Here is a 17,295-nt window from a genome sequence, read left to right as displayed (position 1 = left end):
CACAGAGATAGTGACGTGAATAGCATATAATGCGGCCTCAACTTAACAAGCGAGGTGCAGCGGAGTACTATTTAACTTCACGCTCCTGCTGTTTTTTCATGAATGGGAAAAAACCGCAGGTGTTCAGTATTCTCGTGGGTACTTTCATAGGGGTCTTCCATGGTAAACGAACTAATGGTGGAATTATCACGTTGGCAATTTGCTGCCACGTCTTTATACCACTTTCTTTTCGTTCCGCTTACTCTTGGTATCTCATGGCTGGTCTTCATTATGGAGCTGGTCTATGTGGCCACAGGACGTGTCATATACCGTGACATGGCAAAGTTCTGGGGTAAGCTTTTCGGTATTAACTTTGCGATCGGTGTAGCCACCGGTATTACACTCGAGTTCGAGTTCGGTACTAACTGGTCCAATTACTCTCACTACGTTGGTGATATCTTCGGTGCTCCATTAGCTATCGAAGGCTTAATGGCATTCTTCCTTGAGTCAACCTTCATTGGTCTGATGTTCACTGGCTGGAATCGCTTCTCCAAGCCAACTCACCTTCTGATCACCTTCTTAACCGCACTGGGTTCAAACCTGTCCGCCATGTGGATTTTAATTGCCAACGGCTGGATGCAGTACCCAGAGTTCGCACAGTTCTCTCCTGAGAGAATGCGTATGGAAATGACTGACTTCTGGGGATTAATCTTCTCCGATGTTGCTCAGGCCAAGTTCCTGCACACCGTAACTGCCGGTTACACCACTGGTGGTATTTTCGTAGTCGGTGTATCTGCATTCTTAATGCTGCAGAGAAAGAACTTCCAGTTCGCCAAGCGCTCCATGACCATTGGTCTGCTGTTCGCTCTGTGCGCCATGGGCGGTTCCGGCTTATCTGGTGACATGAGTGCTTTATTAATCACCAAGCACCAGCCAGCAAAGCTTGCTGCCATGGAAGCCGAATTCCACACTGAGGAACCACCAGCAGGCTGGTCCTTATTTGCAATTCCTAATGAGGATGAGATGGATAACTATGTTTCCATCAAGATTCCAGCCTTATTAGGTCTGATTGCTACCCACTCATTCGACACCGAAGTTAAGGGTCTGCGTCAGATTGTTGCTGAAAACGAGCTCCGCGTCCGTAACGGTATCATTGCCAACCGTGCTTTAACTGCAATGCGTGGCGGTGAAGTTACTGACGAGAACATGGCTGTATTCAAGGCTCACCAGGATGACCTTGGCTATGGTCTGCTGCTTGTTCAGCACGCTCAGGATCCATTAAATCCTACTGAGGAAGAGATCAAGGCTGCTGCACGTAACAGTGTTCCATCAGTTCTGATTCCTTACCTCTCCTTCCGTGTCATGTTAGGTATCGTCAGCATCCTGGGCTTACTGTGTGTTGGCGCAGGTTACTACCTCATTTACAAGGGTGATCTGCAGGCACGTCCTAAGCTCCTGAAGATTCTTGTTATGGCCATCCCATTACCATTCATCTGCTGCGAAGCCGGCTGGATCCTCGCCGAGTACGGTCGTCAGCCATGGGCCATTCAGGATGTTCTTCCTACCTACCTGGCAACTTCATCACTGTCTCCAGTTGATGTAGGTATTTCCTTACTCTGCTTCATTGGCATTTACACCATCTTCCTCGTAATCGAGATGAAGCTGATGATCAATGCCATCAAGAAGGGCCCGGAAATCACTGAGCCAGAAGAGGACGGCAAGGGCTATCCTCCACTCCCTCCACAGGGGCCTCAGGGCGGTACTCCTGCTGAAGCTGCACCAGCTCATGCTGCTGCCCTGGCTCCAGCTGCTACTGCTGTTGCATCCGAAGAAGAGGCCAAGGCCGATTCTGCTAAGGGAGGTGCCGTAAATGCTGTTTGATTATGATACTCTGCAGGTCATCTGGTGGCTGTTAGTAGGCGTTCTGCTCATTGGCTTTGCGCTGACTAACGGCATGGATATGGCCGTATCTGCCCTGCTTTTCAAAGTGGGCAAGAACTCCAAAGAGCGTGGTGCCATTATCAGCACCATTTCCCCTCACTGGGACGGCAATCAGGTATGGTTAATCACCGCCGGTGGTGCCATCTTTGCTGCCTGGCCTGAGGTTTATGCTGCATCATTCTCCGGTCTGTACTGGGGCATGTTACTGGTTCTGTTCGCCATCTGGCTCCGTCCACTGGCCTTCGATTACCGTAACCACAACGATGATGAGAGCTGGTACAAGAAGTGGGACATCGCCTTAACCGTAGGTTCTTTCGTTCCTATGTTAATTTTTGGCGTTGCCTTCGGTAACCTCTTACAGGGTCTGCCTTTCTGGGCTGACGAGAATGTTCGCTGGCACTATGACGGCGTATTCTTAACCGCTCTGTTACCTCTGCTCGATCCATTCTCCATACTGTGCGGTCTGGTAGGCGTCACCATGCTGTTAACTCAGGGTGCCCTCTGGATTCAGTTACGTACTGTTGATGAGATCGGCAACCGTGTACGCGGTCTGACCTTAAAGCTTGCTCTGGTTACCCTCGTTCTGTACGTCATTGCCGGCTTATGGGCTTACACCTTCGATGGCTACCGTCTGATCGAACTGGCTCCGGAAGGTTCTTTCCACGCCATCACCGAGAAGAAGGTTGAGGTAGTACCACACGGTCTGTTCGAGAACTACAAGTCTGTATGGATCCTGGTTCTGGTTCCACTCGGCGCCATGTTCTGCATGATCAAGGCCGGTATCTGTGGTGGCAGTGGTAATGCTGTTAAGGGCATTATCTACAACTCCCTGGCTATCGCCCTGGTTATCACCACCGCTGCTATTGCCATGTTCCCATTCGTTATGCCTTCCAGCGTAATGCCTGAGTCTTCACTGACCATCTGGGACGCTTCATCTTCTCACTTTACCTTACAGGTAATGTTCTACACTGTTATCATCTTCGTTCCTATTGCCCTGTCCTATACTTTCTGGGCTTATAAGAGAATGTGGAACCGTGTATCTGAGAAGGATGGCAACACCGGTCATTACTAATCAGACCAAATTACCCCTTTACCCACGGTATGCGACATAAGCATGTCGCCGGGGCACCTCACTTCAAGGTGTAATTCATGGCCCGGATTTGCGTCCGGGCCCTGTTAAAACCCGCCGGGGGAACAAGGTTAAAGGAGTAAAGATGATTTATCTTGCTTGGATTTTAGGATTATTAGGTGTATGCGGCCTGATTCTGGCTGTGTGCTATTTATTTGATCTTTGGGATTGGTTCTAAAATCGCTACTTCAACTAAATTGAAGGCCTCCTCAGCTCAGCTTAAGAGCTGGGGCCGCCGAGCCAAAGGCCTATTGCATCTGCTGATGTTACTGACACTGGTGGATGCAATTTTTTTGTGCGCCTTTTATGCAGCTGTCTGTTTGAGCTTCGCTCCCTTTGTTGTAAGCCAGGACAGCTCTTATCTCCATCTTGCACCATATGCCCTGGTGCCTCTGGCCGGACGCTTTGTCATGCGTCTTATCATAGCCAGAGTAATCTCCCGAATTTCCTATACAGTTGAAGGTGCCGTCCGTGAGGAGCTGGTTCGTAAACTCCTGCGCGTCGGTCCCCTGTCCTTTGCCGTAAAGTCATCGCTGAGCACTCTTTTTGTCGATGCTATTGATGACATCATGCCTTACTTCAGCTCCTTCCTCGTGACCATGCGCTATGCCATGGTCATACCGATGATCTGCCTTATCGCCGTAGCAGTAGTGTCGCCAGGTTCGGCCGGCATTTTATTCTGCATGGCCCCTCTCATCCCTTTTTTCATGATTGCCATTGGCAAGGGTGCCGAGCGTCTCAATCAGAGACAGTGGAAGCAGATCACCCGTCTTGCAGTACGTTTCCAGGAAGCGCTGGACAAGCTCTCCATTATCAAGCTCTTCAATATTGAGCGTGGCGAAATCGAAAAGATCGCCCGTCTGACCAAGCGCTGGCGCGTTGAGACCATGCAGGTCCTGCGTATTGCCTTCCTTTCTGCTCTGGTGCTTGAGTTCTTTGCTACCTGCGGTATCGCCTTCTGTGCCATTACCCTGGGCTTTGCCGTTTACGAGCACGGCTTTGACTATACCCGTGCCCTCTTTGTGCTGCTTCTGGCACCTGAGTTCTTCCTGCCATTAAGACAGCTGGGCTTTACCTACCATGCCCGTATGCGCGCTATGGGAGCCATGACTGGTCTTTTGGACCTGCTCTCCGAGCGCGATATTTTCCCTGATTCCCTGCCATCACGTGAGCAGCGTGAAGCAGCCAGACATGCATCAGAGGCCACTGGCAGCTCTGGAGCCACCGGCACCAGCAGCGCTGCTGGCGACGGTACCAGCAGTGCCGCTGGCGACGGCGCCACAGCTGCAGGCGACGGTGCTGCTGTAAGCAGCCCTGATGCCTGGCCTGAGTGGATGCGCGGACCAATTAATATTGAATTTCACGATTTTGAGGCTACTTATCCTAATGGCCGTATTGGTGTCAGCGGGTTTTCCTCTGAATTTCATGCCGGAGAGGTAACAGCTCTGGTGGGGCCGTCCGGTGCCGGTAAGAGTACCATTTTGCAGTCCATTGCTGCCTTTACCGAGGCCAGTGCCGGTGAGATTGTGGTCAATGGCCACAGCTGCAGCCGCCAGGATCTGCTGACCCTGATGGCCCGTGTCTCCTATATTCCTCAGCTGCCAAATCTGTTTTATGGCACCCTGCGCGACAACCTGAAAATGGCTGCGCCTGATGCCGACGACGAGCTGCTCAAACAGGCTCTTGCTCTGGTTGGTGCAGGTGAACTGCTCAGCCGCTTTGCCGACGGCCTTGATCATCATGTAGGCGATCAGAACCGTGGTATTTCAGGTGGTGAGACCCGTCTTATTGCCCTTGCGCGCGCCATGCTTCATGACAGCGCCGTACTGTTGCTCGATGAGCCTACAGCCAGCCTGGACCGCGACAGCGAAAACCGCTTCCTTGCTGCCCTTAAGCATATTGGCCGTGAAAAGACCGTGATTGTGGTGGCTCACCGTCGTGAGCTCATTGCCTTTGCTGACCGTGTCATCAAGGTCACGCCGTCAGCCCGCGACCCTCAGGGCGATTCTGAGGCCGCCGCGCCAGCTGCTGCCTCGGCCGACGCCTCGGCCGCAACGGCCGCGCCGGATGCAGCCGCAGCTGCAGTGGCGGCTCATGCCGGCGTGAGCGACGCTGCCTGTGGGGCCGTGGCTGCTGGTGAGGGTGCACAGGACCATGACAGCAAGGAGGCCCGCTGATGGCTCAATACTGGCATTTTGTCGGCCTGATCCGCAAAGAGCTTTATGGTGCGATGTTTGGCGTATTCATGTCCTTCATCGCCACTTTCTCATCCATTGCTCTGATGAGTACGGCCACCTGGTTCTTAAGTGCCATGGCTGTGTGCGGCTTTTATGATGTGGTGCTCAACATCTTCATCCCGTCTGCCCTGATCCGTCTTCTGGCGGTATCACGCACACTGCTGCGCTATGCTGAGCGCTATTACACTCATGATGCTACTTTCAGACTGATTGCCTATCTGCGTGTCTTCCTTTTTGAGCGTGCCCTCGATCTGAGAATTGAGGATGCTCTCAAGCTCAAGAGCTCGGATCTGCAAAGACGTATGCAGTCTGATCTGGAGCGTCTGGAGATGATCTATGTCCGTCAGTTCGTTCCTTTCACTGTAGCTGCACTGATGGGCCTGGTTGCAGGCGGCGTACTGCTGGCTTTCTCTCCTTTAATGGCCTTTACTGCTCTGGCTCTGATGATTCTGGCCGGTGTCATCGTGCCTTATGTGCTTACCATCATGGCCCGTGACTACTCCGTGCAGCAAAGTGAGCTGGCCGTAAAGTTAAATGATGACATGAGTGATTTCATTCATGGCTTCTTTGACCTTGTGCTGCTGGGCAAGCATGTAGAGCGTGCCGTACGCTTCCTCAATACTGCTCAGGATCTGGCCCGCGCCCGTGCCCGCATCATTTTCTACGATCAGCTCTCTCAGGTCTTTCTCATGGCCTTTGCCGAGCTTACTCTGTTCCTGCTGCTCATTCAGTGCGTACCGCTGGTGGTTGCAGGTCAGATGTCATCTGCTCAGATGATGATGCTCTCCGTAGGTGCCATGGCAACTTATGAGGTACTGGTGCCGCTGAGCGCTGCCTTCCTCAATCTGCCTTATGTCACTCACTCAGCTGAGCGTGTGGGTTCCCTGCTGCATATCACCAGGGACAATGCTGATATCAATCCTAATATGGTGGCTGTTATCAGGGAGGAAGAGGACAATTACTCAAGCTCCTCAGCAGCTGCAGCTGCCCGTGGTGGTTTGCTTGCCCGTTTCAGCTCTCTTGCCGAGCAGAGCTCGGTAAAGGCTGATATTAATGCTGCAGCTCAGGCAGGTCAGGTCAACCGTGTTGAGCTCAGGGATGTGTCTTTCCACTATGAGCTCAGTGACGGTCAGTATCTGCAGGTGCTCAATGATTTCTCCTGCTCTTTTGGCAGTGATGAAAATTATGTAATCAAGGCACCATCAGGCCGTGGCAAGAGCACCATGGTGCTGCTCATGACCTCACTTCTGTACCCTCAGAAGGGAGAGCTTATGTTAAACGGACGCAGCTATGCCTCCATGCCAGCCCGTGATATCCGCGCCTCCTTTGCCGTAGCTCTGCAGGACATCTCCCTGTTCTCAGGCACTGTATTTGAGACCTTCCGTCAGATCCGTCCTGATGTCACCCGTGATGAGGTCATGGCTGTACTGACTACAGTAGAGCTCGACTCTCTGATTGAGGAGCTGCCGGGCGGTCTTGATGAATGGCTGGGCAGCACCGGTCTTACCATATCAGGTGGTCAGGCCCGCCGCCTGTGTATGGCCCGTGCCCTGGTGGCAGCCGGCTTTACTGCCGTACCGGTGTCAGGTCCTGCTGCTGTTCCGGCTGACTCTCCAGCCGGTCAGGCAGCTGCCGCTGCTCAGGGAGTATGTCATACCATTACCGCCTCTGATGGCAGCACCACTGTGCAGCCAGCCTGTATTCACAATGGCCGTTTCCTGGTTCTGGATGAGCCTGGTGAGGGCCTTGATGAAGAGCAGGAGCTGCGCATCATCGAGCGCATTCAGAGCATGCGCAAGGGTGTTATCATCATTACCCACAAGCAGGCCGGTACCCGTCTTGCCGATCATCTGCTGACCCTGTAGCCGCCACTGGTGTGCTATCATGGCATGTCTGCGCTTTGATGCGCGGGCATGCCAGGGGCAGTATTAAATCAGTACTGCAGGTGCCAGGCACCTGCAGCCGCTTCAGATCAGACAACGCCCTGCCATTTGCACGGAAAAGCTCTGACTGTCCTCCCTTTTTCTGCATCTGTTTCCCCTGTCTTACTTACCCTGAGCTTTGAGCTGCAGCCGATAGTGACTGTCAGCGCAGAGAATTGTTTCATTGTTGCTTACCGGTAATTACATAACCTGGGATCCGGCACCTGCACTGGCTTCATATGCTTTACAAAGCGCTTTGAATGTCAGGAGTTGCCCGGCCCCGCCCGGTGCTTTCCGTTGTTGCCCGACGTACGGCAGCACAACGGACTGCCGCGCGCATGCCGCGCGCAGTGCCCGCCACGGCCGTGCCGGCCGTGCGGTCGGCGTGCATGCAGTATGTATGTATTTATCTGAGTAATCCTGATTTACAGGACGGGTTTATCTGCTTGTCCGGCTCAGTTCAGCCGGGTACGGGTGACCTGATCACCCCTCCATCAGCTAACAGTCAATTATGGCCAGTTCCAAAACTTCCTTGCATCAGTCCTCATCTCAAGACCAGACCAAAGGTAAGGTCTCAAGGAGCATTGCCACTGCAGTGAGCGATGTGCCTGCCCATGAGCGCCAGGCTATTGTTCCTGAGGCTGAGATTCTGGACTCTGTGGACTCGCAGGTCATAAACTCTGCAGACCCTGAGGTTCTGGACGCTCATGCTGTAGAGTCAGGGGCAGTGGATCCAGAGGCGGTGGACTCGGAGGCTGTAGATTCTGAGGCTGTTGTCTCTGGTGCTGTGGATTCTGCGGCGGCAGCGGCGCTGAGCAGCGATGAGCTGTCGCATCTGTCTGTAAAGTCCAAGGGCAAGGCCGCCCGTGTGATTGATGCTCAGGTGGTTGATGATGAGGACAGAGGCGCTGACATCAATCCTTCTGTCTTTGACAGCGAGCACTTTGCCAGCGGATCTGACATTACCCTTGATGATTATGGCCGTACCATTGAAGTCAATGAGGCCGAGCGCATCAAGGACAGGCTCAATGAAAGTTTTACCGAGCAGTTTGGTACTGCAGCCTACTCAAGTGCGCTTAAAAAGCCTCGCACCGTAGCAAGTCAGGCTCAGGTTATCGAGGTCAGCGACGACAGTGATGGCGCGCCTGGGGCAGGTGCAGCAGCTTCCGGTACTGCAGCGGCTGGCGCAGCTGGCGCCGTGCCTGCTGCGCAGACTGTGGCATCAGGTACAGCCCTGGTGCCGGCATCAACCTCACGGGCTCTAACTGTCACCACAGCCAGTGGCCATACAGAGCGTGCGGGAAGATCGGCAGGTCGCAGGTCAGCTGCAGCGCTGCCGGCCCCTGCCGGGGCTGGTGCCGGTGCGGCCCCGGCCCTGCCTGCCCCAGGTGGCAGGATAGCAGGCAGCTCTGAGGCTGCGGTGCGGGAAGCCGGGGCAGCAGGGGCATCGTCCTCAGCTTCAGCTGCTTCCGGGGCTCATGGAGACAGACGTGGTCATGAGCTCTTTGAGGGAGTGGATGTTGAGTCGCTTGCCAGCGGTCTTGATGTTCTCAAGCAGATTCGTGACATCAATGAGCGTCGTCGTAATGCTCCTCATGATGATGAGGATGATGAGGACTCAGATTATCTGGGAGCCTTTGCAGACTTTGATGATGATGGCGATGACAGCGGCCTGTCGGGCATGCACTATGTGCGTGAGGACGATCAGGGTGATGAGGACGAAGATGATGGCTATGGCTCTGCCATGGACAGCGCCGATGCCCATGATGGCTCATCTGCATCTGACCTGTCTGCAGGACGCCGCCGCTCTCATTCAACAGCAGTAGCACGCTCAGCCGGTAATATTGGTGCCTTTATCAGGGCTGCCAATATGGTGCCTATGCTCACCGAAGAGGAGGAGCGTAACCTTGCCCGCCGTCTGCGTGAGTTTGGTGATGTTGATGCAGCCCGTCAGCTGGTGACCTCCCATCTGCGCTTTGTAGTAAGCGTAGCGCGCAAGTTCACCGGCTACGGCCTGCCGCTTGCCGATCTGATTCAGGAGGGCAATATCGGCCTTATGAAGGCCGTGAAGAACTACGATCCTGATGTGGGCCGTGGTCTTGCTGCCTTTGCCTCGAGCTGGATTAAGGCTGAGATCTTCGACTATGTAATCCGTAACTGGCGTGTGGTCAAAGTGGCTACCACCAAGGCTCAGCGCAAGCTCTTTTTCAATCTGCGCAAGAGCAAGAAGCGTCTGGGCTGGCTTTCTGAAAGTGAGCGTCATGAGCTGGCTGAAGGCCTTGGTGTATCTGAAAGTGATGTGGCTGAAATGGAGGCCCGTCTGTCAGGTACCGATGTGGGCTTTGATCTTGATGAGGGCGACAGCAGCGACAAAGGCGTAGCCGTTACCCTTTCTCCTTCATCCTATCTTGAGGATGAAGACTCCAACTTCGCTCAGAAGTTTGAAAACAGCAATTACGCTGCCTGGGAGATCAAGAAATTACGTGAGGCCATGGAATCTCTGGATTCGCGCTCCCGTCATATCATCAAGCGCCGCTGGCTGGATGAGAACAAGGCCACTTTGCAGGAGCTCTCCCGTGAGCTGGGCGTATCTATTGAACGTGTGCGCCAGCTTGAGTCCAATGCCATGAACAAGGTCAAGGCCATACTGCTAAACGAGGGCGTCAATGACGATCAGGCCACTCTGGCTCTGGAAAACCGCTCAGGCAAGGAGTCCAAAGGACGTGCCGTAGCTGCAAAGCGTACCCGCACAGCCGTCAAAAAGAGTGCTGAGGGCAAGGGCGCCTCGGCGCGCCTCAAGGCTCTGCCGCTGCGCAGCACTCGTACTGCAGCCACCGCTGCAGCTCAAAGCGAAAGCCATACTCCTAAAAAGCGTGGTCGCAAAAAGGGCAGCACCGCAGCCGCTGCGACAGCAGCTGCAGGCACAGTCCGAAGCACCCGCAAGGCCGAAAGCGCCGTATCCGGCTCCCGCAGTGCCGCTGACAGTGATAATCGCAGCACCGACAGCCGTGAATAAAAAGAACCCCGATACGCAGATGCGCATCGGGGTTCTTTTTTGGGGCCTGGCTACCGCCTGGCCATATTGCCAGGCGGCAGCCTGCGCCCGGTGCCCGGGCTGCAGGTCAGTCAGCGGCGCCATCGTTGACGCCGGCGCTGACTGTTGGCTGGTTACTTAAGCCAGCTGCTGATGTCCCAGGTGGCGCCAAGACGCAGATCCTGGTCGTTGCTCAGGGTAAAGGTGCCCTTGTCCAGATCAGGCAGAACTTCACGGCAGGAGAACTCGCTGCCACGGCAGACAAATTCAATGAGCAGGCAAGGAGCATTTTTGCTCATCAGCTCAGCCTTGCTCTTGATCTCATCGAGGCACTCAGGACGGGTCAGGTCCTGGGCTACCTTGTGCTGGCTGCCATTGTCAGCTGTCATGACCGAGGACAGCAGTTTGTAGTCAGGATCGAGCAGATTGATGGTGCGGCCTGAACCGTAGTGAATGAGCAGAGTAGTCCTGCCATTGAGGCACAGTACGCCAATGGTGTTTACATCCTGATGTACAGGAGCATTGAGGTTGCCCTCGTGGCTGTAGATGATGATGGATGGCTCCATGACGCGGCTTGATGAGAGCTTGTCCATCACCTGACGTGATGTGGCACGAACCTGCAGATCAGCCATGATACGGATCAGATCAACACGGTTTACCACCTTCTTGTCCATGACATTGACGTTGGTGCCGTAGGCGCCATTGCAGGTCATGTAGAAGGACTCAGGCAGGCCCATCCACATCTGATCATCAATGTCAGAGGCGCGTGCAACTACAGCTGCAGGAACTGGGGCCTGAGCCTCGGTAAAGCCATACTTTTCACGCAGAGTGGCGTGCAGAGTGCTCTTGTTGAGCAGGTCTGAACAGCTTTCCCACTTATCCATGCCCCAGGTGCGCAGAGCAAGGATTTTCTCGCTCAGGCTGCCTGGCATTTGGCACAGGTTGAGGCAGCGACCAGTGGTATTGCGATAGCTCTGCTCGAGGATCAGGGCACGCTCGCCTGAGGTGATCTCAAGGCCGTCATTGAGACGTACCAGAATGCTCTGCTCGCGCTCATGGCAGCGGTAGTCGCCAGGAGTGCCACTGGCCAGATAGTGCAGCAGCGGATTTACATCCTTGAGCTGGTGGTATTCACTGTAGCGGTTGCCATCAAACATCAGACCTGGCAGGCGGGATTCCTTGAAACCGTAGTGAGTGTAGTGGAAGGCAGCATCAGGGCAGCCATCATCGTTGTACTGAATCTCAGGATATTCGCGGCTGTACCACTGCTCATCAAAATAAGGGCTGTTGCGGACAATGTCAGCAAGAGTTGCCTGATCGTACTCACCGGCGAGCAGCCTGCTTAAGGTAAGGTTCTGGTGGGAAAGGAAATTAACAGACATTTTGAGATCCCGTTATGAGTGAATAATGAGCACAAGGGCTGCCGGCAGGGCTGATTCAAACTGAACACTGATGTGTTTGAAATTGCGGTTGCGTTCTTTAAATGAGGTCAGTACCTGTAACAGTGAGTCACAGACATCAAAAACACTGTCGGTGCTGAAATTCTGTGGACCCTGATACTTGTCCAGGGACTTTGGAATGGTAAGGGCCACAGTGTGATACTGACGGCGCAGAACCTTATGAGTCTGAGACAGGTTGAGCTGAGCGGCCACCATATCATTGAGGGTTAACTTGACCATCTGGCTCTTGCCTGTGGCAAGGTGCTCAGCCAGGGTTTCTGCAAGATAGAAATCATTGCTTGCAGCTCCCTGAGGTATGCGGTTGGCCCATGCCTGGCCCTGGGCATCAAAGTAAATAAGAGAGCGTGATGGAGCGATAACACCCTTGCGCACAGTTACTTTCTGGGCATGGGAGGCAATAAATTCGCTTGTTAAGGTGCTCTTTAACATGGCCGGAGTGGAGACCATGGCAGTGTACTTTTTGAAAGTGCTGCGGCTCATCATCAGCTCAGTGATGGCGTCACAGTCCATATCAAGAACATTTTCGGTAGTTCCTGAAGGTAAAGAAACAGTGCGGCCATAACTCTGGGACAGAAGCATGGAAAAGCCCAGAGCCAGAGTATCAGGATCAAAGCTCTTGAGGCTGATGCGCTCAAGCTCAGGCAGCTCACCTAGCAGTGCTGCACTGTCCTTGCAGTCGCGCAGCAGTGCCATGGCCAGCGGACGGGCCAGAGCAAGGTGGAAAAGCTCAAGGGCCACGAAGCTGTTTACAACGTCGGCATTGTCTTTTTCCAGAAGGGAGTTGAGATCGGACAGGCTTGAGGAGCGGGCCCTTAGTACATTGAGTACTTCGCTGTCCTGGGCATACCTGGCAATGAGGTCATTGACCGCAGACATACTGTCAATAGCATGGCTTTCCATGCTCTTGTAGTAAGGCTGCAGTACCTGATAAATAGCTGGTTTATTTAGGGAGCTGGTCATACTGTGTCTTTCACTGGCCACAGCTGCAGAGGCTGTGACTTTACTGAGGGTGGCATCACAAAGCAGGCTCAGGCCTGGGGTGCCTGGTCAGACCGGTAGCATGTGCTGATATCGGCCGCTGCTGTAGCTGCACTGATCTGCACTGCACTGAACAGCATTTAACTGTACAGCCACAGGTGCCCAGTCTTAAGGGACCTGCAGTACAGGAGGTAAGGGCAGCGTTGCTTATGCGGCCGGGGACGGCATGGCTGCCTGAATGTCTTCCATGCAGCTCAGTCCGGGCAGTCTGACTTGAAGTTTTTGATATGGCATGTGACCTGATTGTATCAGATAGCAATGTACATGGCCCATAAGAACGCCATTTGCGCACTGCAGGATGCAGACTGCTTCACAAAATCCCGTACCCCGGCACTATGAGCAGGCTTCCCCATCCTCAATGCCCCTGAGGCCGCAGACGCCGTCACGTCCTGACGCCTGGCTCCTGCCAGAGTGGAGCCGGGCGCAAGAGCGCCGGGGAGCCTTGCAGTTTTGGAGTCTGGCGCAAGGCGCCGTGGAGCCGGGGTGCATAGTATAATGACCGCAGCTGTGCCGCACTTGCCTGTCATGCCTGAGGCTCTGCGGCGCCAGGCTTTTTATCTGCGTATTAACCGGGCGTATTTATGGCTCAATTCAAGATCCTTCCGACTACCTGGCTGCTCTCTCCTCTGACCTGCTTTTCCCGTAAAAGGCTGTTTGAGGAGATTTGCTCCATGGTATCAACCATTACTGATATCAGTCCCAATGTTCTGCTCAAGGCTCTCAATGAGCGTGAGGCCATGGGATCAACTGTCTGTGCCCGTGGTATCAGCATTCCTCATGCTGTGGTCGAAGATCTCGAAAGCTCTTTGATGGTACTGACCATTTTGCACGACGAGGTGTCCTATAACCCTGTGGATACAGACTATATGGGTGTGGACATGGCTCTGGCCTTTTTCATCTCTCCCAAAGATGACTATGAAACAGTGGAGCAGATGCTGCGCCTTGTCAGCAAGGAGCTGAACAATACCGAGCTTGCCAACTCCATACGCCGTGTCTGGCAGGACAATGCCAAACTGATGCTGATGATGCAGAAGCTCGATTCCCTGCTCTATCAGGAGCTCAAGGACAGTGTGGCCGAAAAGCAGTCCTCCGCTCCATCAAGTGCCACCAATGTGATCATGCAGTTTATTTCTGATGCCATTAACAACTGACGCCAGGCTGGCACAGTCGCCGCTACAGCCACATCAACAGCTGTGGCTGCAGCAGCTGCTCCAGCTGCCCTGGCTGCGGTCGCAGCGGAAATACTGGCCGGTATGGCCCATCGGTAAGCCGGTGCAGCTGTTTCCTGCCGGCCGGTACTGCCTGGGTGAGCTGCAGTGGGGCGGGCTGCAGTGGGGCAGGCAGGGCTGGCTATTTTGGGGCAGATCGCTTTTTTAACTTACAGTGTGGGGCATATAACCTCTAATTAACCAGGCGCGCATACAATAGATATCAGTTAGAAACATGAGGTACTGATTATGAAGGGGACAAAGGTCAGACTGGTTATTATTTCCGGCCGTTCGGGCTCAGGAAAGACTGTGGCATTAAGGGCTCTTGAAGACCTTGGTTATTACTGCATCGATAATCTTCCTGTGGTCTTTTTAAAGGAGCTTACTGCCATAGCCCCTGATCGCTACCCGCGTCTGGCTGTGTCCATTGATATCCGCAATATCCCTGAGGACGACGGCTATCTGGATGACATTATTGGCGCCATCAAGATAGACCATGGCATCAAGTCCACAGTAATTTACTGCGATGCCGACGATGAGGTTCTGGTCAAGCGCTACTCTGAGACCCGCCGTCTGCACCCTCTGTCCAAAAACTCACTTTCCCTCAGTGAAGCCATTGTGCTCGAGCGTACCCGTCTGTCATCTTTAAGCGGCTACGCTGATCTGCGCATCGATACCTCAACTCTTTCCGTCCATGATTTAACCCGTGAGGTGGTAACAGCCATTTCCGGATCCCCTCAGCGCCGTCTGGTCATGGTCTTTGAATCCTTTGGCTTTAAAAACGGCATTGCCCGTGATGCTGACTTCGTTTTTGATGCCCGCTTCCTGCCTAACCCTTACTGGGAAAAGGAGCTGCGCAATTACACCGGCCTTGATCAGCCGGTCAAAGACTTCTTTGCCCGCTATGATTCAGTGGCTGCCTATGCCGATCAGATAGAGAATCTTATTGCCTCATGGCTTCGTGATATCGAGTCGAGCAACCGCAGCTACCTTACCGTCTCCATAGGATGCACCGGTGGCTGCCACCGCTCAGTATTTATCGCCCAGCTGCTGGCTGAGCGTTTCCACAGTCGTGGCATCAGCGTACAGGTGCGCCACCGCTCCCTGAACATCACCAGCAGCTACACAGTTGATGATGACGCCAGCTGTTCCCTTGACGGTCAGGCTCCACTGCATGGCGGCTGTTGCCCTGAGTAGCATGGGCAGCCCCGGCTCCACTGCATGGGGGCTGTTGCCCTGAATAGCATGGGCAGCCCCGGAACCGCAGCTTCCTTTGCCAGCGCTTTCAGGATCTCTGCCACCGGATGAGCGCAATGCATATGGGCAAAAAGCGCGCAGTTACGGGCTTTGAGCATGGATTTAACCAAAAATTAAAAAAAATTGGATTTTAGTGTTGACAGCATGGGGAGTCGACTGTAAAATGTGCATCGCTTTCAGGCACTAAGGTGTTTGCAGGCAATTTGTTTGATGAAGTTCCTCCTTAGTTCAGTCGGTAGAACGGCGGACTGTTAATCCGTATGTCGCTGGTTCAAGTCCAGTAGGAGGAGCCAAACAAACAAAGCACTTTTTATTTTGGAGTTCCTCCTTAGTTCAGTCGGTAGAACGGCGGACTGTTAATCCGTATGTCGCTGGTTCAAGTCCAGTAGGAGGAGCCAAAATAACCCCATCTGATAATCAGCCTCGAGCTGATTTTTTTGTTTTTGCGCCCTGCAAAAATAAAACAGGCCCCATCATGAGGCCATCCCCATCCTACCCATAAGCCACCTGCTTTGCACTCCCTTTCCCCATCAAAGTCTTTCTGCCCGCAAGTCCGGGATATGCCTTATTGTGCCCATTGTCTTTACACTAAGCCCAGGCTCCCCGTGCTCACGTGCTGAATCCGGCCTTATGGCCGGCCGCTGCGCGTGGCGACCGCTGCCTGTGCCGACCGCTGCGTATGGCGGCAGCCAGGTCTGGCAAGGCCTGCTGTCCCGGCCAGCTGCGCCGGGGCAGATGATGGCTGGCCTGGCATCAGGATGCTGTGTCTGAGCTTTGGGCCTCTTTGAAGTGGCTGCGGCGCTGGTACCAGTAGAAAATAACGGTGGCGATAAAACCGACCAGACACAGCCAGCCCTGGAAGAAGAAAGCGTTTTTGAGGTCTCCGCCATCAAGTTCGATAATGCGTCCGGCAATGACAGGGATAGCGGTCATGCCCGCTGCAAACAGAGCCTGGAACAGGCCTATGGCCGAGGATCGGCGATACTGCTCTACACCGACAATGGCCTCGCTGGTGGCTATGGAGAACACAAAGCCAAAGCTCCAGCCCAAAAAGACCTGAATGATGATGAGCAGGTAAATGTGGGTCACTATCACGGACAGGAAGCAGTAAAGTCCCAGCAGAGCCAGAGCCGAACTTACCATGAAACCCTGAGAGATACGGGTAAAGGGAGGTTTGCCTGAGTAGTAGCTTGAGACCACATTCATAAGAATAAAGACAATGGTCATAACGCCCATTTCATAGGAGGTACCGCCAATACGCAGGGCTGCCTCATTGGAAAAAGACATGATGGTGGTCATGGTTACGCCCTGCTGAATGGAGGCCAGAAAGGCAAAGAACCAGATGCGCTTGCGTGCTGCCACCATCAGCAGGTCTTTTACCGGTGGGCGTACCTTCTGTTCATCAGGCTTCTTAAGGTGAGCACAGGCAGGATCATCTTCCTTTAGAGTAAGGGAGAGCAGTACACCAAGACCGCCGGAAATGGCCGAGCACCAGCACAAAAAATCCATGCCCATGCTTTCAAAAGCCACAGCTGAGGTAATAAAGGCCAGCATGATGCCAAAGTTATTGGCTGCAAAGAGATATCCTATCTGAGTCTGCATGCGCTCAGGGCTGACGTATTTGGTGCTCAGAAGCATAAAGCTGACCCATAGCGATGAAGCCACGCCCGAGAGTACATTGGCAATAAGAAAGCCATTGCCGGTGCTTTCCATAATACGAACCAGAGAGGCGCTGCCAGAGAAGGCGCAGCCGGCCACAATAATAAGCTTGTGACGGCCCAGCCAGTCAGCCAGCATGCCCATAGGAAAGCGCAGACTCATCTGCACGCCGCCGTAGATACCCACAATAATGCCTACGAAATCGGCAGTTACTTTCTGGGCCAGCAGATATGGTGCGGTATTAGGCACATAAATGTACTGGGCAAACCAGAACAGGGCGATGATTATCAGCAATTTGGTGTTCTGACTCATTGGAACTCCCAGATCAGAGGACAGTATCCGCAGCAGGCTCAGAGGATGACAGTGAGCATCAGAGGGCGGCATGGAAGGCATGGGAGCACCAGGATCCCTTGCCGGCAATAGCCACAATG

General features: G+C 53.7%; 9 protein-coding genes, 2 tRNA genes and 1 pseudogene. 9 read left to right on the top strand and 3 right to left on the bottom strand.

Annotated features, from left to right (window positions below; all coding sequences use genetic code 11):
- Positions 1-159 precede the first annotated feature (159 nt).
- The 5 genes and pseudogenes from MXE41_RS01035 to rpoH all read left to right on the top strand — a co-directional run.
- Positions 160-1,860 (top strand): cytochrome ubiquinol oxidase subunit I, encoded by a 1,701-nt coding sequence (locus MXE41_RS01035; protein ID WP_246977021.1) that lies wholly within the window; start codon positions 160-162, stop codon positions 1,858-1,860.
- Entirely contained in the window at positions 1,850-2,992 is a 1,143-nt protein-coding gene (gene cydB, locus MXE41_RS01030) for a cytochrome d ubiquinol oxidase subunit II (RefSeq protein ID WP_246977019.1), read from the top strand. The genes MXE41_RS01035 and cydB overlap by 11 nt, the downstream gene beginning before the upstream one ends.
- 212 nt (positions 2,993-3,204) lie before the next feature.
- Entirely contained in the window at positions 3,205-5,226 is a 2,022-nt protein-coding gene (gene cydD, locus MXE41_RS01025; protein ID WP_348647403.1) for a thiol reductant ABC exporter subunit CydD, read from the top strand.
- Complete coding sequence (locus tag MXE41_RS01020) at positions 5,226-7,151, top strand: ATP-binding cassette domain-containing protein (RefSeq protein ID WP_247099051.1); 1,926 nt, start codon at positions 5,226-5,228, stop codon at positions 7,149-7,151. The genes cydD and MXE41_RS01020 overlap by 1 nt, the downstream gene beginning before the upstream one ends.
- A gap of 1,843 nt (positions 7,152-8,994) precedes the next feature.
- A pseudogene (gene rpoH, locus MXE41_RS01015) lies at positions 8,995-9,849 on the top strand (RNA polymerase sigma factor RpoH); the annotation flags it as partial.
- Positions 9,850-10,376: 527 nt separating this feature from the next.
- Here rpoH and MXE41_RS01010 read toward each other — a convergent pair.
- The gene (locus MXE41_RS01010) at positions 10,377-11,624 is read right to left on the bottom strand and encodes a hypothetical protein (RefSeq protein ID WP_247099050.1); all 1,248 of its coding nucleotides are present in this window, start codon (positions 11,622-11,624) and stop codon (positions 10,377-10,379) included.
- 12 nt (positions 11,625-11,636) lie between these two features.
- Positions 11,637-12,662, bottom strand: coding sequence for a hypothetical protein (locus MXE41_RS01005; protein WP_247099049.1), 1,026 nt, complete (start codon positions 12,660-12,662; stop codon positions 11,637-11,639).
- Positions 12,663-13,321: 659 nt separating this feature from the next.
- On the opposite strand from MXE41_RS01005, the gene MXE41_RS01000 reads away from it, so the two are divergent.
- The 4 genes from MXE41_RS01000 to MXE41_RS00985 all read left to right on the top strand — a co-directional run bounded on the left by MXE41_RS01000 (position 13,322) and on the right by MXE41_RS00985 (position 15,603).
- The gene (locus tag MXE41_RS01000; RefSeq protein WP_246977008.1) at positions 13,322-13,891 is read left to right on the top strand and encodes a PTS sugar transporter subunit IIA; all 570 of its coding nucleotides are present in this window, start codon (positions 13,322-13,324) and stop codon (positions 13,889-13,891) included.
- Between the two features lie 306 nt (positions 13,892-14,197).
- Positions 14,198-15,145: an RNase adapter RapZ gene (rapZ, locus tag MXE41_RS00995; protein ID WP_246977006.1), complete on the top strand. Its 948-nt coding sequence runs from the start codon at positions 14,198-14,200 to the stop codon at positions 15,143-15,145.
- A 277-nt stretch (positions 15,146-15,422) separates the two neighbouring features.
- A tRNA-Asn gene (locus tag MXE41_RS00990) sits at positions 15,423-15,498 on the top strand.
- Positions 15,499-15,527: 29 nt separating this feature from the next.
- Positions 15,528-15,603: transfer RNA gene (locus MXE41_RS00985), tRNA-Asn, on the top strand.
- A 355-nt stretch (positions 15,604-15,958) separates the two neighbouring features.
- Here MXE41_RS00985 and MXE41_RS00980 read toward each other — a convergent pair.
- Entirely contained in the window at positions 15,959-17,176 is a 1,218-nt protein-coding gene (locus MXE41_RS00980) for an MFS transporter (protein WP_247099048.1), read from the bottom strand.
- Positions 17,177-17,295: the final 119 nt, after the last annotated feature.

The organism is Anaerobiospirillum sp. NML120449 (genome assembly GCF_023051105.1).
Taxonomy (GTDB): domain Bacteria; phylum Pseudomonadota; class Gammaproteobacteria; order Enterobacterales; family Succinivibrionaceae; genus Anaerobiospirillum.
Note: the sequence above shows the minus strand (reverse complement) of the source record. Positions and strands in the feature narration are given on the sequence as shown.

Coding starts and splice junctions, on each gene's coding strand:
- MXE41_RS01035 (WP_246977021.1), top strand. CDS start 160: ATGGTAAACGAACTAATGGTGGAATTATCACGTTGGCAATTTGCTGCC.
- cydB (WP_246977019.1), top strand. CDS start 1,850: ATGCTGTTTGATTATGATACTCTGCAGGTCATCTGGTGGCTGTTAGTA.
- MXE41_RS01020 (WP_247099051.1), top strand. CDS start 5,226: ATGGCTCAATACTGGCATTTTGTCGGCCTGATCCGCAAAGAGCTTTAT.
- MXE41_RS01010 (WP_247099050.1), bottom strand. CDS start 11,624: ATGTCTGTTAATTTCCTTTCCCACCAGAACCTTACCTTAAGCAGGCTG.
- MXE41_RS01005 (WP_247099049.1), bottom strand. CDS start 12,662: ATGACCAGCTCCCTAAATAAACCAGCTATTTATCAGGTACTGCAGCCT.
- MXE41_RS01000 (WP_246977008.1), top strand. CDS start 13,322: ATGGCTCAATTCAAGATCCTTCCGACTACCTGGCTGCTCTCTCCTCTG.
- rapZ (WP_246977006.1), top strand. CDS start 14,198: ATGAAGGGGACAAAGGTCAGACTGGTTATTATTTCCGGCCGTTCGGGC.
- MXE41_RS00980 (WP_247099048.1), bottom strand. CDS start 17,176: ATGAGTCAGAACACCAAATTGCTGATAATCATCGCCCTGTTCTGGTTT.